The organism is Roseobacter sp. MED193, assembly GCF_000152965.1.
Classification (GTDB): Bacteria; Pseudomonadota; Alphaproteobacteria; order Rhodobacterales; family Rhodobacteraceae; genus Pseudophaeobacter.
Genome location: NZ_AANB01000013.1, coordinates 58,096 through 81,147 on the forward strand (window position 1 = coordinate 58,096; position 23,052 = coordinate 81,147).

At 59.0% G+C, this 23,052-nt stretch carries 25 protein-coding genes; 17 read left to right on the forward strand and 8 right to left on the reverse strand.

Going from position 1 to position 23,052, the window contains the following annotated elements:
* The 3 genes from MED193_RS02205 to MED193_RS02215 form a co-directional block, all read right to left on the reverse strand.
* Entirely contained in the window at positions 1–390 is a 390-nt protein-coding gene (locus tag MED193_RS02205; protein ID WP_254655419.1) for a DUF6010 family protein, read from the reverse strand.
* 221 nt (positions 391–611) lie between these two features.
* Positions 612–1,049, reverse strand: coding sequence for an ion channel (locus tag MED193_RS02210; RefSeq protein ID WP_009808000.1), 438 nt, complete (start codon positions 1,047–1,049; stop codon positions 612–614).
* Between the two features lie 89 nt (positions 1,050–1,138).
* Positions 1,139–1,612, reverse strand: coding sequence for a rhodanese-like domain-containing protein (locus MED193_RS02215; protein ID WP_009808001.1), 474 nt, complete (start codon positions 1,610–1,612; stop codon positions 1,139–1,141).
* A 188-nt stretch (positions 1,613–1,800) separates the two neighbouring features.
* On the opposite strand from MED193_RS02215, the gene MED193_RS02220 reads away from it, so the two are divergent.
* The 7 genes from MED193_RS02220 (at position 1,801) to ccmI (ending at position 8,488) form a co-directional block, all read left to right on the forward strand.
* Positions 1,801–2,523 (forward strand): response regulator, encoded by a 723-nt coding sequence (locus MED193_RS02220; protein ID WP_009808002.1) that lies wholly within the window; start codon positions 1,801–1,803, stop codon positions 2,521–2,523.
* Entirely contained in the window at positions 2,523–3,989 is a 1,467-nt protein-coding gene (locus MED193_RS02225; protein ID WP_009808003.1) for an ATP-binding protein, read from the forward strand. Before MED193_RS02220 ends, MED193_RS02225 begins: the two co-directional genes overlap by 1 nt.
* Positions 3,925–4,230, forward strand: coding sequence for an SHOCT domain-containing protein (locus MED193_RS23195; protein WP_240476201.1), 306 nt, complete (start codon positions 3,925–3,927; stop codon positions 4,228–4,230). The genes MED193_RS02225 and MED193_RS23195 overlap by 65 nt, the downstream gene beginning before the upstream one ends.
* A gap of 64 nt (positions 4,231–4,294) precedes the next feature.
* The gene (locus tag MED193_RS02235; RefSeq protein ID WP_009808005.1) at positions 4,295–6,295 is read left to right on the forward strand and encodes a heme lyase CcmF/NrfE family subunit; all 2,001 of its coding nucleotides are present in this window, start codon (positions 4,295–4,297) and stop codon (positions 6,293–6,295) included.
* Between the two features lie 8 nt (positions 6,296–6,303).
* Entirely contained in the window at positions 6,304–6,870 is a 567-nt protein-coding gene (locus tag MED193_RS02240; RefSeq protein ID WP_009808006.1) for a DsbE family thiol:disulfide interchange protein, read from the forward strand.
* On the forward strand, positions 6,867–7,340 hold the full coding sequence (locus tag MED193_RS02245) for a cytochrome c-type biogenesis protein (RefSeq protein WP_009808007.1): 474 nt from the start codon (positions 6,867–6,869) through the stop codon (positions 7,338–7,340). The genes MED193_RS02240 and MED193_RS02245 overlap by 4 nt, the downstream gene beginning before the upstream one ends.
* Positions 7,337–8,488 (forward strand): c-type cytochrome biogenesis protein CcmI, encoded by a 1,152-nt coding sequence (gene ccmI, locus MED193_RS02250; protein ID WP_009808008.1) that lies wholly within the window; start codon positions 7,337–7,339, stop codon positions 8,486–8,488. Before MED193_RS02245 ends, ccmI begins: the two co-directional genes overlap by 4 nt.
* 28 nt (positions 8,489–8,516) lie before the next feature.
* Here ccmI and MED193_RS02255 read toward each other — a convergent pair whose 3' ends face one another.
* Complete coding sequence (locus tag MED193_RS02255) at positions 8,517–10,646, reverse strand: protein-disulfide reductase DsbD (RefSeq protein WP_009808009.1); 2,130 nt, start codon at positions 10,644–10,646, stop codon at positions 8,517–8,519.
* 285 nt (positions 10,647–10,931) lie between these two features.
* A complete protein-coding gene (locus tag MED193_RS02260; RefSeq protein ID WP_009808010.1) occupies positions 10,932–11,234 on the reverse strand; it encodes a DUF2933 domain-containing protein in 303 nt (100 codons plus the stop codon).
* A gap of 155 nt (positions 11,235–11,389) precedes the next feature.
* Here MED193_RS02260 and MED193_RS02265 point away from each other — a divergent pair, with 155 nt between their 5' ends.
* From MED193_RS02265 to MED193_RS02295, 7 genes are all read left to right on the forward strand, one after another.
* Complete coding sequence (locus MED193_RS02265; protein WP_009808011.1) at positions 11,390–11,950, forward strand: L,D-transpeptidase; 561 nt, start codon at positions 11,390–11,392, stop codon at positions 11,948–11,950.
* 28 nt (positions 11,951–11,978) lie between these two features.
* The gene (locus MED193_RS02270; protein WP_009808012.1) at positions 11,979–12,437 is read left to right on the forward strand and encodes a cytochrome c; all 459 of its coding nucleotides are present in this window, start codon (positions 11,979–11,981) and stop codon (positions 12,435–12,437) included.
* A gap of 372 nt (positions 12,438–12,809) precedes the next feature.
* Positions 12,810–13,403, forward strand: a complete 594-nt coding sequence (locus MED193_RS02275) for a cytochrome c (RefSeq protein WP_009808013.1) — start codon at positions 12,810–12,812, stop codon at positions 13,401–13,403.
* A gap of 2 nt (positions 13,404–13,405) precedes the next feature.
* On the forward strand, positions 13,406–14,323 hold the full coding sequence (locus MED193_RS02280; protein ID WP_009808014.1) for a cytochrome c: 918 nt from the start codon (positions 13,406–13,408) through the stop codon (positions 14,321–14,323).
* Positions 14,324–14,366: 43 nt separating this feature from the next.
* Entirely contained in the window at positions 14,367–15,761 is a 1,395-nt protein-coding gene (locus MED193_RS02285; protein WP_009808015.1) for a multicopper oxidase family protein, read from the forward strand.
* Entirely contained in the window at positions 15,758–16,240 is a 483-nt protein-coding gene (locus tag MED193_RS02290) for a cytochrome c (protein ID WP_027238580.1), read from the forward strand. Before MED193_RS02285 ends, MED193_RS02290 begins: the two co-directional genes overlap by 4 nt.
* Position 16,241: 1 nt before the next feature.
* Entirely contained in the window at positions 16,242–16,973 is a 732-nt protein-coding gene (locus tag MED193_RS02295) for a DsbA family protein (RefSeq protein WP_009808017.1), read from the forward strand.
* Between the two features lie 42 nt (positions 16,974–17,015).
* Here the strand turns inward: MED193_RS02295 and MED193_RS02300 are convergent, their stop codons facing one another.
* A complete protein-coding gene (locus tag MED193_RS02300; RefSeq protein WP_009808018.1) occupies positions 17,016–17,216 on the reverse strand; it encodes a heavy-metal-associated domain-containing protein in 201 nt (66 codons plus the stop codon).
* Positions 17,217–17,364: 148 nt separating this feature from the next.
* Here MED193_RS02300 and MED193_RS02305 point away from each other — a divergent pair, with 148 nt between their 5' ends.
* Positions 17,365–19,875, forward strand: a complete 2,511-nt coding sequence (locus MED193_RS02305; RefSeq protein ID WP_027238581.1) for a heavy metal translocating P-type ATPase — start codon at positions 17,365–17,367, stop codon at positions 19,873–19,875.
* A 12-nt stretch (positions 19,876–19,887) separates the two neighbouring features.
* Positions 19,888–20,286: a Cu(I)-responsive transcriptional regulator gene (gene cueR, locus MED193_RS02310; protein WP_009808020.1), complete on the forward strand. Its 399-nt coding sequence runs from the start codon at positions 19,888–19,890 to the stop codon at positions 20,284–20,286.
* Positions 20,287–20,307: 21 nt separating this feature from the next.
* On the opposite strand, the gene MED193_RS02315 is transcribed toward cueR, so the two are convergent.
* The gene (locus MED193_RS02315) at positions 20,308–21,072 is read right to left on the reverse strand and encodes a MauE/DoxX family redox-associated membrane protein (protein WP_009808021.1); all 765 of its coding nucleotides are present in this window, start codon (positions 21,070–21,072) and stop codon (positions 20,308–20,310) included.
* A 12-nt stretch (positions 21,073–21,084) separates the two neighbouring features.
* The gene (locus tag MED193_RS02320; RefSeq protein ID WP_027238582.1) at positions 21,085–21,921 is read right to left on the reverse strand and encodes a DUF305 domain-containing protein; all 837 of its coding nucleotides are present in this window, start codon (positions 21,919–21,921) and stop codon (positions 21,085–21,087) included.
* A gap of 14 nt (positions 21,922–21,935) precedes the next feature.
* Between MED193_RS02320 and MED193_RS02325 the strand changes: the two genes are divergently transcribed.
* Positions 21,936–22,682, forward strand: a complete 747-nt coding sequence (locus tag MED193_RS02325; RefSeq protein ID WP_009808023.1) for a L,D-transpeptidase — start codon at positions 21,936–21,938, stop codon at positions 22,680–22,682.
* The last annotated feature ends 370 nt before the right edge of the window (positions 22,683–23,052 follow it).

Here is a 23,052-nt window from a genome sequence, read left to right on the forward strand (position 1 = left end):
TCAAAACACGGCATAGAGCAGAACGAAGAATGCCGCTGCCAAAAGGTCAAAGGCCACGCAGAATGGAATATACCAGTTCGGAATCCGGGCGAGACGATAAGAATTGTGGTGTGACATGTCCCAAAGGGCGTGCAGGGCCAAGCCCAAGGGGAGGAAGGCCCAATGCCATATCAGCCCCAGGAAGGCTGCCGAGCCGAACAAAAGGGCCACGGCGAGCTCTGCCCAGAACACGCGCGCTCTGCCGTCCGCGGCGCCAAAGCCGATATAGGCACCGCCAATCAAAGCAAGCGTGATCGAAGCAAGAGCTATCGAGCTCTTTTCATCCAAAAACAAGTGAGCCGGCATTGAGAGCAAGACAATCAACACGCCAACCCATACGGGAAATTTCAAGATATCCCCGTGTCGATGGTGCGATAAGTGATCGCCTGTCTTTTTGAAAATCTGTGCCATGGCTTGGTACCTAGGGATTCCAGCAACTGGAAGGTCAAGGGTTATTCATCCACGCGCGCAACGCGGCGCTCACTCAACCGTTCCACGGGGAGGTCAAAGGACCGATATCAGGACGCATTTGACGCTGACGCCCGGTTCATGTCCGACGCGCGTGGCGATTTTCAGTCATCTTTCGCCTTCTGCCAGACTTGCTGGCAGGCTGAGTAAAGAAACGTCGCTGACCAGGTCAGCAACATGAAGCCCAAAAGCGATTGCAGCATCAGCAACAGTCGAAAGGGCCCGACCACCTCTATGGACGAATAGCCAAGGGTCGAGAACGAGATGCCCGTAACATAGAGAACATCCTGAAACATCGGCGGGTTGTTGCTGAACGATTGCGGCAGAACGCTTGCCACCACCATCGTGTTGAACACGGCGAGCGTCACAAGTTCCAATACGTGCAGCAACAGCAACGCGGAAAACGTCAGGATGATCCGAAAGCCGGAGCCATCCGACCGCTGCGGGGAAAACTTCAGAATGCCCGACAACGCATAATGATGGACAATTCCCATCAGGATCGCCGCGCATATTCCGACAAACATGGCCATCAACTCGGTCATACCCCCAAACCCGTCTTCCTATTCAAACAGGTCAATCTGACCATACATCAGGCTTTTTAGCACAACTGGACCGATTGATTCTTCACAGGTCAGGCCAACGCGGGGGGCAACCCGTTCAGGGCGACATCCACCGGAACGGTCGGCAAGTTCGATGCGATCCAGCCAGGCCCTTCGCCTGATCCCAACATCCCTTCCGAGATATCGGCGTAGCCCGAATAACCAGCTTGTCTTAACGCTCGAAGCAGCGATGCGGAGCGTCCGCCAGTGGCGCAGATCAGTCCAACGGTGCGATCACCGCTCAGTTCCTTCGCCCTGAACAATCGGTCCGGAAAACCGGACGCGTGCATGCTTATCGGCCATACACCAGCACCTACGCCGGTTTCTTGCCACTCTTCGCGCGTTCTGACATCGATGATCCGCGCCGTATCCGATAGAAGCGCGTCAAAGGCATTCTCTGCCGACCAGACAGATCGGCTCTGCGCCAGCAGCGGTGACGCCGTGACGGTCAGCACCGTCATATGAGCACCCATAACGAAACGGCGCCGGTTCAAATCAAGAGCCATATTCGAAAACCTCATCCTTTGATCGGTTGCGATCCCAAAGGTCACATAACATGCCGGCGACGCTACCCGGGAGCACGACACGGTGCAGGCACAGATTTGTATCCATCTGTAGCAAGGGAATGACCTGATACAAATGGCTACAATTCTGCCCATGAAACACGATGCAACGATGATTTAGGAAAGACACCATGGGACCGCCACCTCATATCCTTATCGTGGATGACCACGCACAGATACGTGAAAGCGTCGCGCGCTTTCTGGAGAAGAACGGAATGCGCACGACCGTCGCCAGGGATGCCGTGGAGATGGATGCCAAGCTGGCCACCGGTCACTTCGACCTCCTCGTGCTCGATGTCATGATGCCGGGCGAGGACGGCTTGTCGGTCTGCCGCAGACTTGCGCCAGAGGGTGATCTTCCGATCATCATGCTGACGGCGCTTGGTGAGGAAACGGATCGGATCGTGGGGCTGGAAATCGGTGCGGACGATTATCTCGCCAAGCCGTTCAATCCACGAGAACTGCTGGCCCGCATCAAGTCGGTACTCCGGCGAAGCAACCGCGATGAACCCGTGGCCGGAACCCTGGCTGGGAGGAAGGTTTGTTTTGCGCATTGGGTACTGGATACCGACCGACAGGTACTGATTGACGAGGCCGCAACCGAAACGCCTTTGACGACTTCTGAGTTCAAATTACTGGCGGTCCTGCTGGAACGCGCGAGGATGGTGCTCAGTCGTGACCAGTTGCTTGACCTGACCGCTGGTCGGACCGCTGGCCCGATGGACCGCACCATCGACAATCAAATCAGCCGTCTCCGCCGCAAGATCGAGCCGGATGTATTGCGACCGAGTGTCATCAAGACTGTGCGGAATGGCGGATACTGTTTGGCTGCCGACGTCGAGGATGCGACATGATGTGGCGTGCGATGAGCTCTCTCAGCGGACAATTGATCCTGCTTGTGGTCGCGGCGCTTGTCGTGGCCCAAGCAATCAGCCTGTTCCTCTTCGCTGACGAGCGCAGCCTCGCCATCCGTGCTGCTTTGGGGTTCGAGGCTGCTGGACGCGCAGCGAATGTGGCGCGGTTGATCGAAGAGGCCCCGTTGGACCTGCAGGACTCCATCCTTCGCGCAGCAAATTCACCACTTATCCGGTTTGATCTGTCAGACGCTCCGAGTGTGGAACACACCAGTCATTCGCATGGCGACCTTGTTGAAGGGCGTATCCGTGCGCTAATGGACGATAGCTACAGCCGCGATATTCGCGTTGAACTGCACGAGATCGAGGGCGAATTGAGGCCCTTGCCCAATCTTTCTGACGAAATGACGGAAATGCATCTCGCGATGATGCGCGGAGAGTTGACAGCGGTTGAAATGAACCTGTCGATCGCGATCAAGGGGGCGCGTTGGCTAAATGTCGGAACGCGGTTCGAGCGTCCGCCGATCCAATGGCCATTCTACTCGATGCTGACCTTCGGGATTTCCGCCGGACTGCTTTTGGTGGCGATTTTCTGGTTTGTCATGACGCGCCTGACGCGTCCTTTGCGGCACCTATCGAAGGCCGCGGACCATCTTGGCCGGGGCGAGGACGTGCCTGAATTGACCGTCGCGGGGCCGACCGAGGTCAGGGATCTGACCGTTGCCTTCAACCGCATGCAACGACGGCTGACCCGGTTCGTCAGTGATCGGACACGTATGCTCGCAGCCCTTGGCCACGATTTACGCTCGCCGTTGACTGCTATGCGTGTCCGCGCGGAGCTGGTTGACGAAGAAGAGACGCGGGACAGCCTCATCGCATCGGTCGAAGAGATGCAGAGTATGGTCGAAGCGACGCTCACCTTTGCACGCGGCCTTACCGGATCCGAGGGTGCTGAAGTGGTCGATCTGCGCAATTTTCTGGACAGCTTGTGCAGCGATATGGCGGCACACTGCACCTTTGCCCCGAGTGATGATGTTGCCGTGCGGCTTCGACCCAACGCGTTCCGAAGGGCACTGAGGAACTTGCTTGAGAACGCCGTTCGCTACGGTGGTGCCGCAAAAGTCAGCTGGGCGACCCACGGTTCGAACCTCGTACTCAACATCGATGACAATGGGCCCGGCATTCCCGTCGACCAGTTGGAAAAGGTCTTCGATCCCTTCTATCGCCTCGAGCAATCGAGGTCTCTGGAAACGGGCGGTTATGGGCTTGGGCTCTCAATCGCGAGGACAATCGTCCAATCCCATGGTGGCGATATCCAGCTGGTCAACCATAACAGCGCGGGTTTGCGGGCCATTGTCACCATCCCACTGGATGAAAGCGAACTAATCGAAGGAGAAACAGATGAAACTGAAAACGCTCATTCCAACGTTGCTGGCCAGCTTGCCCGCCAGCATGGCGCGAGCTGATGGTCCAGGCTCCTGGACAGGTCACATGTGGGGCGGAGGCTATGGCTTTATGGGCGGCTTCATGATGCTCGCCTTCTGGGGCGCCGTGATCGCATTGATCGTGTTTCTGGTACTCAGGCTGCGGGACAATGGCACCCGTCCCCCGGACTCGGACGCGCAGGAAGCGCTCCGGCGCCGCTTTGCGAATGGGGAAATCGACGAAGAAGAGTTTCGCCGACTGAAAGCAACGCTCGACGAATAGTCCACATTGCGGATTTGAACTCCGTACCACGCGACGCCACCAACCTTAGATAGGAAAGAACGCCATGGTCCCGGAAATCGGTCACTTCGCACTGGCCCTCGCGCTGGCCCTCGCACTTGTTCAAAGTGTTCTGCCGATTGCGGGGGCGTCACGCGGAAATACCGTCTGGATGAAATCCGCCCAGGCGACAGCCCTTGGTCAGGTGCTGTTTGTGAGCATTGCCTTCGCAGCGCTGATGCAGGCTTTCATCGTCAGCGATTTCACCGTCAGGAACGTCGTCGAGAATTCCCATTCGCTAAAGCCGATGCTTTACAAGGTTGCGGGAACCTGGGGCAGCCATGAAGGATCGCTTCTGCTCTGGATTTTGATCCTTGCGGTATTCGGCGCGGGGGTTGCCTGGTTCGGATCGAATATCCCGGCCGAAACCAAGGCGCGCACCCTGTCGGTTCAGGCGTGGATCAGTGTCGGCTTCCTGACGTTTCTGCTGCTGACGTCGAACCCGTTCGATCGGGTGTTCCCGCCGCCGCTCGATGGCAATGACCTGAACCCGTTGCTTCAGGACATGGGTCTCGCCATGCACCCGCCGCTCTTGTATTTCGGGTATGTCGGTTTCTCCATCGTGTTTTCCTTTGCCGTTGCGGCTCTTCTGGAAGGGCGCGTCGATCCAGCCTGGGCCAGATGGGTCCGCCCGTGGACATTGGCCGCGTGGGTCAGCCTTACGGCAGGTATCGCTCTTGGATCGTGGTGGGCCTATTATGAACTGGGCTGGGGCGGCTGGTGGTTCTGGGATCCGGTCGAGAATGTAAGCTTCATGCCCTGGCTTCTGGGCACGGCGCTGCTGCATTCCGCCATCGTCACCGAAAAGCGCGACGCGTTCAAAAGCTGGACCATCCTGCTTGCCATCCTGACTTTCTCGCTTTCACTGCTCGGGACGTTCATCGTCCGATCCGGCCTGCTGACATCCGTGCATGCCTTCGCCGTCGATCCGGAGCGCGGGCTTTACATTCTGGGTCTGCTGGCCGTGTCCATCGGTGGGTCGCTGGCGCTCTACGCCTGGCGGGCGCCCGAAATGGAGCCGGGTGGTCTGTTTCGCCCGATCAGCCGCGAAGCCGGGCTGCTCGTGAACAACCTCATTCTGGCCGCCGCTACGGGAACGGTCCTGTTCGGGACGCTTTATCCGCTGATCCTAGAGGCTGTCACGGGGGACAAGATCTCGGTGGGTCCACCTTTCTTCAACGCGGCCTTCATTCCGATGATGCTGGCGCTGGTCGTGTTCATGGGTCTTGGTCCATTCCTGTCATGGAAGCGGGCTGATATCGCCGGTTTGCTCGATCGCATTCGGTTCGTGGCCGTGCTGGCGGTCATCGCAGCCTCGGCCGCGTGGTATCTTCTGAATGGCGGGCCGATCATGGCCTATCTTGCCATCCTCGGCGCAGCGTGGCTGCTTTTTGCGACCCTACGGGAATGGGCGCTACGCATCCGTCTGTTCGAGGTTTCCCTTGCGGAGAGCGCGAGACGCGCGCGCAACTTGCCACGCGCCTCTCACGGTATGACGCTTGCCCATGCCGGCGTCGCTGTGTTGATGATGGGGATGATCGGCTCGACCGGATGGAAGAGTGAGGAGATCGTCTTTGCCGCCCCCGGGACCGAAGTCACGATCGCCGGGTTCGACATCACCTTCGAAGGGGCCGCAAAGGTTCAAGGGCCGAACTACATCGCGGATCGCGGCACCCTTGTGGTGCGTCGGGATGGCGAATTGGTCACGACACTTTTCCCGGAACGCCGGTATTACCCGGTCGCGGAAAGTCAGACGACGGAGTCGGCCATCCGGTCCACATTGGCGGGTGATCTCTATACGTCGATTGCAACGCCAGCCTCCGATCAAGTGAACAACGCCGGAGCCTGGACCCTGCGGATCCTCTATGAACCGCTCGTCAACCTGATCTGGATCGGCTCGATCTTGCTGGTGATCGGTGGCTGTTTGTCCTTGTCGGATCGCCGTTTGAGGGTCGGGGCGCCGCGCCGCGCCAAACAGCCAGCCAGCGATGCTGTTCCTGCCGAGTAGGAGAGAAAATGAAACGTCTCATTGCCGGGCTGCCGTTTATTGCGGCGGTCATATTCGGGGGGTTTTTTCTCTGGGGGCTCAATCCCGAGCGGGATCCCAACGAGATCCCTTCCGTCCTGATCTCGCAACCCGCCCCGGCGTTCGACCTCGATCCCGTGCCAGGGTTGGAGACACCCGGCCTGGCCCGAAGCGATCTTGTCGGCAACGAACGACCGGTCGTGGTCAATGTCTTTGCGTCCTGGTGCGTGCCCTGCCGCGCGGAGCATGCCGTGTTGACACGCTTTGTCGAACGCGAGGGAATGCGGTTGTTCGGCATCAACTACAAAGACAAACCAGAGGATGCCGTGAAGTGGCTCAAAGACCTCGGCAATCCCTACGAGCGGATCGGGTCCGACCTGTCGGGCCGCACCGGGATCGAATGGGGCCTGTCGGGCGTGCCGGAAACCTTCATCGTCGATGGCGATGGCACCGTTTTGTTTCGCTATGTCGGGCCGGTCGTGGGTCCGGACGCCGTCGAACGGTTCACGCAAGCCCTGAAGCAGGCAGGCGCACTGCCAAATGGAGCAGCATCATGAGACAGTTGATTTTCGCATTTTGCATCGGGCTCTTTCCCTTTGCCGCCAATGCGGTGGAACCGGACGAAATGCTGACCGACCCGGTATTGGAACAGCGTGCGCGGGGGATTTCCAAGGATCTGCGATGCGTCGTCTGTCAAAATCAGGACATCGACAGCTCGAACGCGGGTGTGGCGCGGGACTTGCGTCTGCTCGTACGCGAGCGCTTGGTCGCCGGAGACAGTGACACCGAGGTGATCGAATATATTCGGGCGCGGTACGGGGATTACGTGCTGCTCAAACCGCCTCTGGAGCCTGCGACCTACGCGCTTTGGTTTGCGCCGATCGCTTTCGTTCTGGTCGGGGTTTTCGTTGGTGGTGGGGTACTGATGAGTCGGCGAAAGCAAGAGCCATTTGAAGATTTGGGCTCAGAGGATGAGAACACCGTTTCCGAAATTCTCAGACAAAACGAAGCGGGGGATGCGCCATGATCTGGGGTATTTTCGGTTTTTTGACGCTGCTCGCGATCGGAATAGTCCTCTACCCGCTGCTGCTGTCCAAATCGAACACTCTCACCAGAGGAGATGCGGTACCGGCCATCCTCGCCGATCAGATGCAGGAAATCGAACGAGACATGGACCGCGGTTTGATTTCTGAACAAGAAGCTCAAGCAGCCAGACTCGAGATCAAGAAACGGATCCTCGCGACGACCCGCAATTCGGAAGAAAAAGCCGGATCGTCCCGTAGTGGTGGCAGAGTCACTCTCGTTGTCGCGTCGGTCCTCGCGCCGGTTATTGCCGCGGGCTACTATCTGACAATGGGATCGCCGGAGGTGCCTTCAATGGCCTTCGCTGCCCGTGCAGAGGAGCGCGCACAGACTGATGAAGTGACGGCGCTTGCAATACAACTTCGCGAAAGGCTTGTATCCGATCCGACCGGCGGCCCCAGCGAAGGGTGGATGCTGTTAGGCCAGACCTATCAGCGCATGGGCAGAGCAGCCGATGCCGTCGCAGCCTTCGAAGTGGTCGCCGAACGGGAGGATGCCACCTCCGCGACATTCTCCATGCTGGCAGAGGCCGTCGCGGTTGCCAATGACGGCGTTGTTATTCCACGGGCAAAATTGGCCATTGATCGCGCTTTGGACCTTGACCCATCCAATCCTGCGGCAACCTACTTCGAGTCTCTGTATTATCTCCAGAAAGAAGAGACGCGTAGGGCCTACGAGTTGCTGGTTTCCCGGCTGGATCAGGAAGAGGCTTACGTTCCATGGATGGAAACCTACGCTTTGCAGATCAACCGGATCGCCGCCGCCGCAGATCTTCCGATCGTCGATCTACCCAGCGCGCCGACATCCCCACCCGGCCCGAGTGCGGCAGATGTCGCGGCGGCATCGGAGATGAGTGGCGCGGATCGCGCGGAGTTCATCCGCTCGATGGTCTCGCGCCTGGCCGAGCGACTTGAGGATGAACCGGTGGATCTGGATGGTTGGATGCGGCTGGCAAACGCCTACGCCGTCCTTCAGGAAGAGGATCGCGCCATTGAGGCCTACCGTAAGGTTGAAGCGCTGTTGGAGCAGCAGCCCGCCAATGATCCTCGGCGTGCTGCGGTCCGTGACGCGCTCGAGCGGCTCGGCGGCTGACTGCTGGTCGGTGTCCCGCCCGGGCAGGTCACTCCTGTTCGGCAACCTTTGCGGAAACATCCCGACCGCTGGCTTGCGCCAAGGCGTCCATCACGTCCTCGGTCGTCAGCAATTCGGACAGCACAATGCCCTCCGGTGCCGACGGTCCATAGACGGCATTGAAGGGGATGCCATATCTACCGAAACTCTCAAGGTAACGGGAAATGCGCGCGTCCGGACGTGTCCAATCTGCCCGCATCGGCGTGACACCTGGCGTGTCCAGCGCACTGCGGACTGGCTCAGGGTCGATCACAAGTGCCTTGTTCGCTTTGCAAGTCAGGCACCAGTCAGCGGTCACATCGACAAAGACGACCTCTCCCTCTGACACACGTTTCGCTATGTCCGACCGGTCAAATGCGATCCAAGCCAATGCCGATTGCGACTCTGAACGGGCCGGCGCGGACTGCTGCAGGAGAGGACCTGCGGCAAGAGCCAGGACAAGGCTGGCTGTGGCAATAGACCACCTGAATTGGGACTGCACATTCGGGAGGGATAGTATCAGAACGGCGAGACCGGACAACGCCGCGACCGCGATGACGGAGGCCAGCCCGGCGACACCGTCGAGCGCCCAGAACAGCCACACGGCGGTAGCAAGCAGCAAGACCCCCATGACGCTTTTGATGATCAGCATCCACCGACCAGGCTTGGGCATGAACGCGACCAGACGCGGGAACGCGGCGATGACGAGATAGGGCAGCGCGAGGCCGAGGCCGAGGCTCGTAAAGACTATGAGGATGTCCAAGCCACGCCCGGCCAAAGCAAAGGCCACAGCGGTGCCGAGGAACGGTGCCGAGCAGGGCGTTGCCATGACGGCACCAAACATGCCAGTGAAAAAGTCGGCGGAATACCCGTTGCGTCCTCCGGCCCCTGCAAGCCGCGTCTGCATGCCGTGTGGAAGGGCGAACTCGAACGCTCCGAACAGATTTGCCGAAAAGACGAGCAGAACAGCGATCATCACCGCAAGAAACAGCGGGCTTTGAAACTGCAGACCCCACCCGACGCTGAGGCCTGCCGTCTGGAGCGCCCAGAGGACGAGCGCCAGACCCCACATGAACATCATGATGCCAGCGGCGGCTGCGACGAAGCCGAACCGGACACGGGTTGTGTCGTGATCGGTGTGTTTGAGCACGGACGACACCTTGATAGACAGCACCGGCAGTACACAGGGCATCACATTCAGAATCAATCCGCCCAGCAGCGCGATCGCGGCAATCCAGATCAGTTCCAACATGTCCGGTGTCGTGGCGGCCAGTTCAAAGGGCGGTGCGATGCCTTGCGCCACGCGATCCGCGATGATCGTGAAGGCCCGGTTCTCGCCGTCGGTGACGGTAATCGACGGCACCACCGTCACATCCGTATTCGACGAGAGGATCGGCAAGCGCGCCCACAGCAAACGATCCTCTTCTCCCAAACGGATATCGGGTTTGCCAAGCGCAACACCCATACCCAGTTCGGGAAACACATCCGGCGACTGGAGTGGTTCATCGACGCGCAGACTGACGATCAACTCCGTGAGGTCTTCGTCGATGAAGGCATTTGCCTCGCTGACGCCACCCGCCTCGGCTCCTTCGGGGACGCGCTCGGAAAACGTGCCAATCAGCCCAGCCGCAGTGCTGTCGATGCCGTTGCCGCGTCCGAGGCGAAGTGACAGGTCAAACTCTTCCGGGACACAGACATTGGAGCACACCAGCAGTTTGACCTGCGCGGAAAGAGTCACAGGTGCGCCGGGATCTTTGAGCGTTATGCGCAGCGGAAAGACGACTTCACCCGCATAACCAAAATTTTCGATGCCGAAGGCGGTGAAGCGTGTCGGGAAAGGCCACATGAATTCGACATCTGCGACGTTTTCGGAACCGGTCCATTCGACCGAAGGCGGTATTCCCACCTCTCCTGGCGACCGCCAATAGGTCTTCCAGTTTTCGTTCAGTTGAAGATGAAGCCCGGCCGACAGAGTCAGTGTGTTCTCGGGAACGCCTTCCTGTGCACTAATGAGATGCGCGGTGAGTGGCGCACTCTGGTATTCAGCAGAGGTTGCTGCCGCGACACTTCCAGAGACAAGGGCCAGGAGCACGAAGGGAATAAGCAAAACCCGTCGCAGGATCAAAAGGCAGTCGATCAAGATACCCGCTTCCTTCCCTTATTTTTACCGCAGATTTCGCCAAGACGGCGGAGGTTGCCTCAACGAATACCCACGGCAAAACCCTGACGACCGTCCGCGCAGTCAACTCGCGCGACGCCTGTCCCAGAAGTTGAAAGATACCGACACCCCTCCGGCAGAAGGTCTGACGCTTGTTTCGTGGAAACGATAGCGCTGCGATCTAAGCAGTCTGCAAGGTTTACCGCACATCCCCCAAGCAACAAACCCGCCAAAAGCAATGTGCTTACCCGTGCCTTCCTCCGCACATCACTGCCTGTTCCGCACGACGACTGGAATCGCGGAGGTCATCGGCTCGGGCGTTTCCTCGATAGAATCATTTGCCTTGTCGGAATGGCACGATTTCCCCATGAATTTGTGCATCGCAAGATGCGCCCCAACGCACAGCAGGAGCGGGGCGAAAGCCGCTGCATTGCCCCACACGCCCGCCAATGTGCCGCCGGCAAGAAAAAACCCCGCAAAGGGCAGCAGCATGACGACGCAACACGCCATCATACCGTAATGCATGAGCCTGTCCGTGATCGGCTTTTTTCTATGGTTCTGGTGGTCCATGTCGCCCTCTTTGTCTCGTTCCACGCGTCATTTGCGGCCCTCCAGCAGGGTAAGGTCAAGGATACAAATGGATACACTTCTCGCGGTCTTGTCAGGTTGCCTGATGCCGGGTCTCCCGTAAAAGACATGTACAAACCGAAGGCTAGGAGTGTGTCATGACGACTTCGCGAAACAACAAGATCAATCGACGAAGCCTATTGGGGTATGCGGCTGTCGCTTTGGTTGCACCAAGCGTGGTTCGAGCCGAAACCATTCGCCGCAACATTTCTTCTTTCCGAGTTCATGACTGGCAAGATCACTTCGACGCACTTGGAAAGGGGGTCATCATCTCAGACACCGTGACGATGGCGCTCCAGCATTGGACATCAGATGGCGAGATGCGGATCTACCCAACTTCCGTTCCTCTGACCGACGAACTCACAAAACGCGGTTATACCGAAGTCGTGGAAAAGCGCAAAAAACCCAGCTGGGCGCCGACGCCCTCCATGCGGGAACGCAATCCAGAATGGCCGGCACGTGTCGAGGGAGGCGATCCTGCCAACCCTCTGGGTACCCGCGCATTGTATCTGTCCTGGCAATACTACCGTATCCACGGAACACAGGACACGCGAAAGATCGGTCGTCGGTCGTCAAATGGCTGCATCGGTTTGTTCAACGAACAGGTTGAAGAGCTTTACGAGCGGGTGCCCGTCGGCACTCAAGTCAAACTCATCTGACCCAAGAGACAAGGCGGAAGATACAGGCATGGATAAATTGACCGCACTTATCGCAGCCGTAGTTATAGCTGGCGGGGGAGTTGCAACTTGGCAGTTCATTTCTGCGGAAGATACAGCGATGGGTCATTCCATGACGCCTCCTGACACAAGTAGGATAGAGGCAGGCGACCCAATCGTTCAGGTCCAACTGCCAGCAGAATTCTCGGAGCAAGCCACGATTGGGAAGACCATATTCGAGGCTAAGTGTTCCGAGTGCCATGGAGCAAACGCAGCGGGACAGAACGGGATTGCGCCACCTCTTGTGCACAAGATTTACGAGCCAAGCCACCATTCAGACATGGCCTTTGTTCTAGCCGCTCAAAATGGCGTGCGTGCGCATCACTGGAAATTCGGTAATATGCCCAAGATCGAGGGGCTGACCCAAGGAGAAGTCAAGATGGTTGCCGCCTATGTTCGCGAACTTCAGCGGGCCAACGGGATCGACTGATGCGTTGGACCCGGATCAGCAGATGGATCCTGTCGCTCGTTTTCGGCCTTTTCCTCGTGGTTCTGGGAATGCCTGAGGCACCAGTACATCATGGTGAAGTGTCCTTGGAGCAAGAATTCCACAATCATGAAGATGTAGGGTCACCCTCGAACGAGGCCTCTGGCCACTGTCATCCAGGACTCGATTGTTCTGTCACGGTAGCGGTGTTGCTCCAGACAAACGTGGTTTACGAGCCTCACTTTCTGAAGGCCGTCATGCAAGACGGCGCGACCCAACGAACCGAGTTGCGCCCCACCAGCGATCCTCCACCGCCGCGACGGTGGCTCTGATTTCACATCGCTCGAAAAGCAGACCCAAAGAAGGATCGAAGACATGAAAAAGACAACTATCGCAGCGGCAGTGTTGATTGCAGGTACTGCGGTCACGGCATTCGCGCATAGCGGTGCCACCGGCATCGTGAAAGAGCGCATGGACGCCATGCTTGCAATGGGGAAGGCGGTCAAGACCGTGGCCCCGATGATGCGGGGCGAAACGGCCTATGAAGCAGGGGCTGTGGGCGATGCAGCGCGCCTGTTCCAGCAGCACGCCGGTGAGAGCATGACAAAGCTGTTCCCAGAGGGCACAGGGGGCATGCCCTCGGAAGCCAAAGGCGAAGTGTGGACCGACTGGGACCGCTTCGCAGCATTGGCAAATCAGCTGGAAGAATACTCTGAGGGCCTGGAACGCGCAGCCGACAATGGATTGGGCGGCATGGGCGGCAATACCTCCATGGGTGGCACCTCGATGATGGGCGGTGGGTCCATGATGGGAAGCGATACAACCATGATGGGCGGGAGCACGATGATGGGCGGAGGCGGCATGATGGATGCTGCCGCCATTGCCGAAATGCCCGCCGACGCGGCTTTCACGATGACGACTCAGGTCTGTTCCGCGTGCCATGAACGCTTCCGGGCGGAAGAAGACTAACCATGCGCCGGTTTTTGACACTCGTCAGCGGGGTCGCCGTGCTGGGCACGGCCGGCCTCGGCGCGGTGATTGCATGGCCTGTCGGCAGTACAGTGTCTCCGATTGCAACAGAGGGCAATGTCGACCGGGGCGCGTATCTGGCGCGCGCCAGTGGGTGCATTGCATGTCATACCAATTTTGAAGCGGGCGGCGCACCACTTGCCGGAGGGGCGCCGCTCGAAACCCCGTTCGGAACGTTCTATCCGCCCAACCTGACGACAGACCCCGAACATGGCATGGGCGAATGGACGGCAGAACAGTTCGCAAAAGCCGTGCGGCAGGGCATCGGTCCCGATGGAACGCCGTACTATCCGTCTTTCCCGTATACCTTCTATGCGGATTTTTCCGACCAGGATATCGCTGACCTATGGGCAGCATTTCAAACCGTGCCGCCCGTGGACGAGCCTGCACCAGAAAACGATGTCAGCTTCCCATTCGACCAACGATGGGGGCTGAAGCTTTGGCGAGCGGCGTTCTTCTACGATCCGGATACAGAGCCGGTTGAAAGGCGAAGCGACGCATGGAATCGCGGACGGGAATTGGTGCGCGGTGCGGCACATTGCGGAGCCTGCCATACGCCGCGCAATCTTGCGGGAGGCCGCGATATCGGTGCTTCCTTTGCAGGCAACGCCCAGCTTCCCGGTGGCAGCAAGGCACCCGCGATACGGCCAAAAGACCTGGCCAAAAATGACTGGACGGTTTCAAACCTCGCTTATGCGCTCCAGACCGGCATCACCCCTTCGGGCGATGCTTTCGGCGGCAGCATGGCGGAAGTGGTTCGCGAGGGAACTCGGTTTCTGACACCTGCCGATCGCGAAGCGATTGCGCTTTTCCTGCTGAACAAGGACACGGTCGAGGCGGAGAACTCCGCTTCGAACTAACATCACGCGGGGGCGACACGCCCCCGCTTTCTCGAGGATCGAAATGAAACAAACACGTAGGGATTTCTTGCGCAATGCAACTCTGGCGGCCTGTGCGGCCGTCATCCCGCGGTCGGCCTATGCCGCAACCCCGTTCGAGGACGTGGTTGCCAAGGTTGCGCGTCGACAACTTCTTCCGGACACCTACCCGGAAACAGAGATCTGGGGCTATGATGGTCTTGTTCCGGCCCCGGAAATCCGGGTTGCACAAGGCGATCGGGTGCGTCGCAGGTTCCGCAACGAGGTACCCGATCCCAGTTCGGTTCACTGGCACGGAATCCGGATCGATAACGCGATGGATGGCGTTTCAGGACTGACCCAGAAAGCCGTGGCACCAGGTGAAACCTTTGACTACGACTTCGTCGTACCGGACGCGGGCACCTATTGGTATCACGCGCATAATCGCTCGTACGAACAAGTCGCGCGTGGTCTGCGCGGCGCCTTAATCGTCGAAGAGGCCGACAGGCCGGACATCGACCGCGAGGAAGTCATCGTTCTGGAGGACTGGTTGCTCGACCCTGAGAGCGGGCAGCTGTTCGACAATTTCGAACAGCCCATGATGATGAGCCACGGTGGACGCATCGGCAACTTTATCACGACCAATGGGCGCTATGACCTGACCTTGTCCGCGAAGCGCAACGAACGCATTCGCTTGCGGATCATCAACGCAGCAAGCGCGCGAATTTTCCCGCTGACGCTCTCGGGGTTGAGTGGCTGGACGGTGGCCGTCGATGGAATGCCAATCGGCCAACCCCAGCAGATTGACGGCGAGTTGATCCTCGGCCCGGCACAGCGCGTCGACTTAATTGTCGATGTGACCGAAGACGAAGGCGGCACCGCCCAGTTGCTTCGCATCGGCGATGATGATCAACTGACCCCGTTGGTGAGTTTTCTGGTCAACGGCACAGCCAGTTCAGTACCAAGAGGCAAGCCACTGCCGTTGCCGCCGAACCCCGCGGCACACGCCCCGGACCTTGCCGATGCGCGTGATTTGCGACTGGTCATGTCCGGCGGTGCAATGGGGCGGATGCAGTCCGCGTTGCTCGGCGGGGAACGTCTTGGATTCCGTCAGCTTGCCCAAGCGGGCAAATTCTGGGCCCTGAATGATGTCGCCGAAATGACCGACACGCCACTGGCCGATCTATCCCTGAACGAGCCGGTGCGCCTGAAGATCGAGAACCAGACCGTTTTCCCGCATGCGATGCACCTGCACGGGATGCATTTCCGCGAGCTGCGCCCCGACGGCGCATTCGGGCCGATGCGGGACACGATCCTGTTGGCCGGCAACGAGTCCCGGGAGATCGCCTTTACGGCAGACAATCCCGGCAAGTGGCTGTTCCATTGCCACATGCTCAGCCACGCCGCATCTGGCATGACAACCTGGATACGGGTCACATGAGGTATCTCGTTTGGTCCGTTCCGATCACTGTCGCAGCAGCCGCCTTCATGTATTGGCTCTCGACCAGTGCATCCTCGGATGTCGGCAGCGCGTCCAAGGCGGAGAGCTACGACATCGAAGAAGGCGCGTTGCTCTACGCAGAAAACTGCGCGTCTTGTCATGGCGCGGGTCTGGAAGGCCAGCCGGAATGGCGAACGCCCGGCGCGGATGGGCGCCTGCCAGCACCACCGCATGATGAGACGGGTCACACCTGGCATCATCCTGACAGCCTGCTCTTCGATTACACAAAACTGGGGGGTGCGGCGCTTCTGGCGCGTCAGGGCGTCGAATTCGACAGTGGCATGCCCGGTTTCGCAGACGTGCTGACCGACCAGCAAATTCACAACATCCTGGCCTTCATCCGGTCCACCTGGCCAGACCGCATCCGCGAAGTCCAGGCCGCGCGGACAGAAGCCGACGAACAACGGGGAGAGAACTAAAATGCGTTTCAGACAAGCCTTCACGACGGTCGCGATAGCTGCCTTGCTTCCGATACCGGCACTCGCCGACGAACTGTCAGAGTCCCGGGTCAAGGAACTTGTGCTCGAGGCAATCCGCGAGAAACCGGAGATTGTCATGGAGGCCGTGGCGATCCTCGAACAAAGGCAGGCGCAAGCGCAGGAGCTCAGTCAGGCCCAAGTTCTGAATGACCAGCGCGATCTGATCGAGAACGATCCGAATGCGCCGGTTCTCGGCAACGCGGAAGGGGACGTCACCGTTGTGGAATTTTTCGACTACAACTGTCCCTATTGTCGGCGGGTCAAACCCGAGGTGCGGGCTTTGATCGAAGAGGATCCAAACATTCGCCTCGTCTATCGTGAATGGCCCATTCTCGGAGACGGATCGGTGTTCGCCGCGAAAGCGGCCTTGGCAGCGCGCAAGCAGGACAAATACGAAGAGTTTCACTGGGCTATGATGGGGCTGGAAGGCCGCGCGGAAGAGGCGTCCGTGCTGCGCGTGGCCGAGGAGATCGGCCTGGATATCGCGCAGTTGCGCAAGGACATGGAGGCCCCCGAGGTCGAAGAGCACATTGCGACATCCATGCAACTGACCCAAGCTCTGGGCTTTAACGGCACGCCGTCTTTCGTGATCGGTGACGCGCTGGTGCCTGGCTTTGTCGAAAAGGCGCAGCTTGCCGACTTGGTCGAAGAAGCCCGCAAAGACGAAGACTGAAATTCTGTGCCCGGACCGCCCTTGGGTGGCCCGGGCACTGCATCAAGCGGCCGCAGGTTCCACGTCGTAGCCCTCATCCCGAATGATCGCTTGGACCTGATCGGCTGGTAACACGCTGTCGACACGCACTTGTCGGGCAGAAAGGTCACATTCTACGCCTGCATTCGGATCTGCGGTTTTCACTGCGCTTTCGATCGCTGCGGTGCAATGTCCACAGCTCATGTCCGGAACGCTGAACTTCATTGGAACCACTCCTTCATCTGATTTCCGTCGGTGACATGGGGTTTCCCCCCGCTGGAAGGTCAAGAGAAGAAATTTTACTGCTTCTCGGTTGACCTTCCGGTAACTGGAAGCCCCATATTCACCTTGAATGGAAAAACAGGTGACACATATGCCCGAACCCAAACAGATCAGCCTGCCGATCGAAGGCATGTCATGTGCGTCCTGCGTTGGCAGGGTCGACCGCGCATTGAATGCAATCGACGGCGTAGAGGATGTGTCGGTTAATCTTGCTTCCGAAACCGCACGTATGAGCGTGGACGCGCTCAAGCGCATTCCGGACATCATCGAAACCCTTCGCGAGCTGGGCTACCCCGCGCGGACGGCCAAGGCCGAACTCACGATTGCAGCGATGTCCTGTGCCTCTTGCGTCGGGCGGGTCGACAAGGCGCTTTCCGCGGTGCCTGGAGTGGTCGAGGTGAACGTCAACCTCGCCTCCGAGACGGCAACGGTGGTTTACGTCGAAGGTCTTGTCACGACATCCGATCTGGAAAATGCAAGCGGCGCGGCAGGGTATCCAGCAACCGTGGCAACGGCCCAAGCCGGTGACGACAGGGTTGCGCGCAAGGAGGAAGAGGCTCAGGCGCTTGCCAAACGGGTCACCTTTGCAGCCATCCTCGCCTTGCCGGTCTTTTTGATCGAGATGGGTGGCCACGTCATTCCGGCCGTTCATATGCTTATCGAGACCACGATTGGTCAGCAGACGAGTTGGCTTCTTCAATTCGTTCTCACGACAATCGTTCTCTTCGGCCCGGGCCGGACGTTTTACACCAAGGGTTTCCCGGCCCTATTCCGGGGCGCGCCCGACATGAACAGCCTCGTCGCGGTCGGCACCGGGGCGGCTTACTTCTATTCCGTAGTTGCGACATTCGTACCATCGGCCTTGCCTGACACGCTGCGCTCTGTCTACTTCGAGGCGGCAGCGGTCATCGTCGTCCTCATCTTGCTGGGGCGTTTTCTTGAAGCGCGCGCTAAGGGGAGAACGGGCGCGGCCATCCAGAAGCTGCTGGGGCTTCAGGCGCGGACCGCGCGAGTGATGCGCGATGGTGAAAGCATTGAGATCGAGATCGATGCGCTGGTTCAGGGTGACATCGTCATCGTGCGCCCCGGCGAACGCATCGCGGTCGATGGCGAGGTCATCGAGGGGACCAGCCGCGTCGACGAAAGCATGCTGACAGGCGAGCCGATTCCCGCTGAAAAGGGTGCCGGAGATCCGGTGACCGGCGGGACGGTCAACGGCGCCGGAAGTCTGCAATTCCGCGCCACGCGGGTCGGCGCCGACACGACCCTGGCGCAGATCATTCGCATGGTCGAAGAGGCCCAAGGCGCCAAGCTGCCGATCCAGGGATTGGTCAACCGGATCACGCTTTGGTTTGTGCCTGCCGTCATGGCAATCGCGGCGGCGACCGTGCTGGTCTGGCTGGTTTTCGGACCTGATCCGGCCCTGACAATGGCCCTTGTCGCCGGTGTGTCGGTGTTGATCATCGCGTGCCCCTGCGCGATGGGGCTTGCGACGCCGACCTCCATCATGGTCGGGACGGGACGTGCTGCGGAAATGGGTGTCCTGTTCCGTAAAGGTGACGCCTTGCAGCAACTTGATTCCGTTGATGTGGTCGCCCTCGACAAAACAGGCACGGTGACCGAGGGGCGACCTGCACTGACCGACCTGGTGCTGGCGGAAGGGTTTGATCGTCCAACGACGCTTTCGAAGATCGCCGCCGTGGAGTCGCTCTCCGAGCATCCTGTCGCGGACGCGATCGTGCGCGCAGCCCGGGCCGAGGGCGCACCTCTTGTGGGGGCCGAAGGCTTTCAATCGGTCACCGGTTACGGCGTGCGCGCCTTGGTCGAAGATGTGGAGGTATTGGTTGGGGCCGACCGATACATGGCGCGGCAAGGCGTTGACGTCTCGGCGTTGGCACAAGAGGAAACGAATATCGCAAGCAAGGGCCGGACGGCGCTTTACGCTGCCATAGATGGACGTGTCGCCGCCGTGATCGGCGTTGCCGACCCGGTCAAACCGGCAAGCCGCGCAGCCATCGCAGCGCTGCACGAAAAGGGTCTTGCGGTTGCGATGATCACAGGGGACAAACGCGAAACCGCCGAAGCCATCGCCCGCGAAACCGGCATTGATCACGTCGTCGCGGGCGTTCTGCCAGACGGCAAGGTCGCGGCGCTCGATACGTTGCGTGAGGGCGGCAAGCGCATCGCCTTTGTCGGCGACGGTATCAATGACGCCCCGGCGCTGGCGCATGCCGATGTGGGTATCGCCATTGGCACCGGCACCGATGTGGCCATCGAGTCCGCGGATGTCGTCCTGATGTCCGGCGATTTGCGCGGCGTGGTGAATGCCTTCGAGGTGTCCCGCCGGACCATGCGCAACATCCGGCAGAACCTGTTCTGGGCCTTTGCCTACAATGTCGCGCTGATTCCGGTCGCCGCCGGGGTGCTTTATCCCGCCTTTGGGCTGCTCCTGTCACCAATTCTCGCGGCGGGCGCGATGGCTTTGTCCTCGGTGTTCGTTCTGACCAATGCCCTGCGCCTGCGAGGCATCGCGCCGGCGATGGACGAGCAGCGCGCAATCCCGGCAGAGATGGCAGCCGCCACTCCTGCTCCAGCAGAATAACGGAGGTCCGACATGAACATCGGAGACGTTGCCCGACAATCGGGTGTGCCCCCAAAAACAATCCGCTACTACGAGGACATCGGGCTGATCCGCCCGAACCGTAGCGAGAACGGCTATCGCGCGTTCACCGAGAACCACGTTCACAAGCTGGCGTTTCTGGGTCGCGCACGGGCCTTGGGGTTCACCATCGAAGATTGCAGGACGCTTCTGGCTCTCTACGAGGATGAAAACCGCGAAAGCGTTCAGGTGAAGGCGGTGGCGGAAGAGCATCTTCGCCAGATCGAGGAAAAGATCGAGAAGCTGCAATCCATGAGAACGACGCTTACCGAACTTGTGGAGAAATGTGCCGGGGATCATCGTCCGGATTGTCCGATCCTCGCAGATCTCTCACCTATACGAATGTCCGAATGAACGGGGCCGGTTCGGCGCGATTCAGAACCAGATTGCGCGGACCGGCATCCAGATACCCATGAAGATCATCATCAGGTTTTCCGTCAGCGAAATGAACCCCAGCCGGACGGAACTGTCACCGCCGACGCAGGCGCATTTCAGCTCTCTCTTGTCGATATAAACAGCCTTGAAAACGCTGACAGCACCAACCGTGCCGATAAACAAGGCGACAGGCGCCGAGAGCCACAGCAGCGCGCCGGCAGTCATCAGGATACCTGCCAACGCTTCGCCGAACGGGTAGACCTTGCCGTATCGCACCCATTTGCGCGCCAGCAGGTCGTAATTGAGGAACATCGTCGAGAACCCTTCGACATCCTGCAATTTCTGGATCGCGAGAATGGTCATGGACAGCGAAATGAACCATTCGAACCCGCGCAAGGTGAGAACCGACCCGTACTGGTGCCACGACAGGCCCAGTGCCAACAGCGCGGCGACGGAAAAGATCGCAATGACCGGCTGGTAGGTCGTGTCGCTTTGCTCTTCCTCGGGTGGGTCGATGTCGAAGAACACCCTGAGATCATCGTAGCCGCCGATCCGTTCTCCGCCGATGAAGGTCTGCGGCGTCGTCTCGACACCGTGCTTCTCCATGAAAGCATCGGTGTCTTCACGGGTCTCAAGCGGATGGTCTTCCACCTCGAAGCCTTGCCGCTCCAGCAGGTCTTTCGATTTCAGACCGTAGGGGCAGACATGGCCCGGCATGACCATGCGATAAAGTTGCGCGGATTTGCTGTCTGTGTCGCGGGGCATGTCCTTTCCTCCTTATCCGCTGCACGTAAATTGACCACGGAACCCGGCTTCGTAGTCGGTTCCCGCGCTGACGATTAGATCGGTCAGGTCACCATCTGTCTCTGCGATGCGGGCCGACAGCGGGCCTTCAGAAAATGCATTTTCGCCCTGCGCATTCAGGCGCACCAGATCACCGCTGATCTTCATTGCGGCGGCAAACCCTTCGCCGGTTTCACCAGTCACCAGTACAGCCGGACTGTCCGAGGTGTAAGCAAAGCGGCAATTTCCGCCATTCGGGAACACCGCAGCGATTTCGTCTTCCGTCAGAAACTCGGGATCGACTTTCGACACGACCTCCGTTTGAAGCGCCTGTTGCGCATTCACGACCTGTGGCGGCGGTTCGGTCGGCGTGGCCGATGCCTCGCCGTTTGCTTCAATATCAGCAATTAGGTAGCGCATTTCGGCGATTTCCTTGTCCTGCGCATAGATGATGTCGTCTGCCAGCCCCCGGACGCGCGGGTCGGTGATCTCGGCACGAGTCGACGTCATGATGGCGATCGAATGGTGCGGGATCATGGCGCGCATGTAGGACCTGTCCTGCACCGTGAATTGCCCGCGTACCGGCCAGAGGCTTGCCGCAAAGACAAGAATGGCGCCTACGAAGATCGCGATGTTGACCTTGGTGTTCTGATACATGGACAACATGCACGCCAACATGATCACGGCCATGGTCGCCCCCATCAGGATGGCCATGTAAAGGCGTGTCTCCGAAAAGAAGATATGGCCCCAAAGATAGGTGTTCAGGTACATCAGAACGAACATGACCACGGTCGATGTTCCGATCATCATAAAGAATCGTGAGTAGTGCATTTCCAGTCACCTCCTTGCAGTTCTTTGTAAAAGAAGAACATTCCAGCGCTGGAGAGTTCCAAAAGCGCGAATTTTCGTGGTTTCAAGGCAACAAAGGCGCGTCGTTTGCCCCGGTTCACGGCTTCTTTTCTTTGCCCCTGGCGCGCACTGAATTTTCATGGGTCCGAGGAGATCGCGCCATGCAGAATTTCACGAGACGAGAATTGATTTGTGCCGGAGCGTTGGGTTGCTTCCTGCCGACAACTGCCTGGGCCCACAAAGTCAAATTGCCCGAACGGTTCGAACCGCAATTGATAAACACCCGTCGTGATGACTGGATGAACGGGGACATCCACGTCGTTCCTGACGATTTTTTCCTCTATTTCATGCTCGAGGACGGGATGGCGATCCGCTACGGGGTCGGAGTAGGGCGCAAAGGTTTGTACGAACCCGGAGAGTTCACCGTGGATCGCAAGGCCAAATGGCCATGGTGGCGACCGACGAACGCTATGATCCGGCGCGAGCCACATAAGTACGCGAAGTACAAGGATGGGCTGAAAGGCGGGCCAAACAACCCGCTTGGGGCCCGCGCGCTCTATCTCCATGATGATGACGGACGCGATACCTATCTTCGCATTCACGGAACGAACGCCCCGGAGACAATTGGGTCGGCCGTGTCGAATGGATGCGCGCGATTGACGAATGAGCATGTGAAGGATCTGTACGATCGCGTTGAAATCGGCGCTCGCGTCTTTCTGTATCCCAAAGTGACAACGGCGTGAGGGGTGCTCTGTCGCCTTGAAGTTCCTCCACCGGAAATGGCACAAGCACAGCAGTTGGCGAAAGCCAGTCCATCATTCATGAGGTGACGGAATTGTCTTTGAGCCGGAGGTCTTTCCTTGGCGGGATGACCGTTGCACTGGCTGGCACTCACTTGCCAGCAGCGACACCCGAGTTGATCCTCGCACCCCAATCGATAAAGGCGCGCCTTGCTGGGTACGACGTGTCGATGTTGGGCTTCAACGGTGGTCTGCCGGGCCCTGAAATCAGAATGCGACAAGGACAAACCGCCCGCTGTCGCGTAGCCCTTAATTGTGAGATGAGAAATCCAACGAAATCAACGGCCACCCTTTGCCCTTAAATATGAGATTT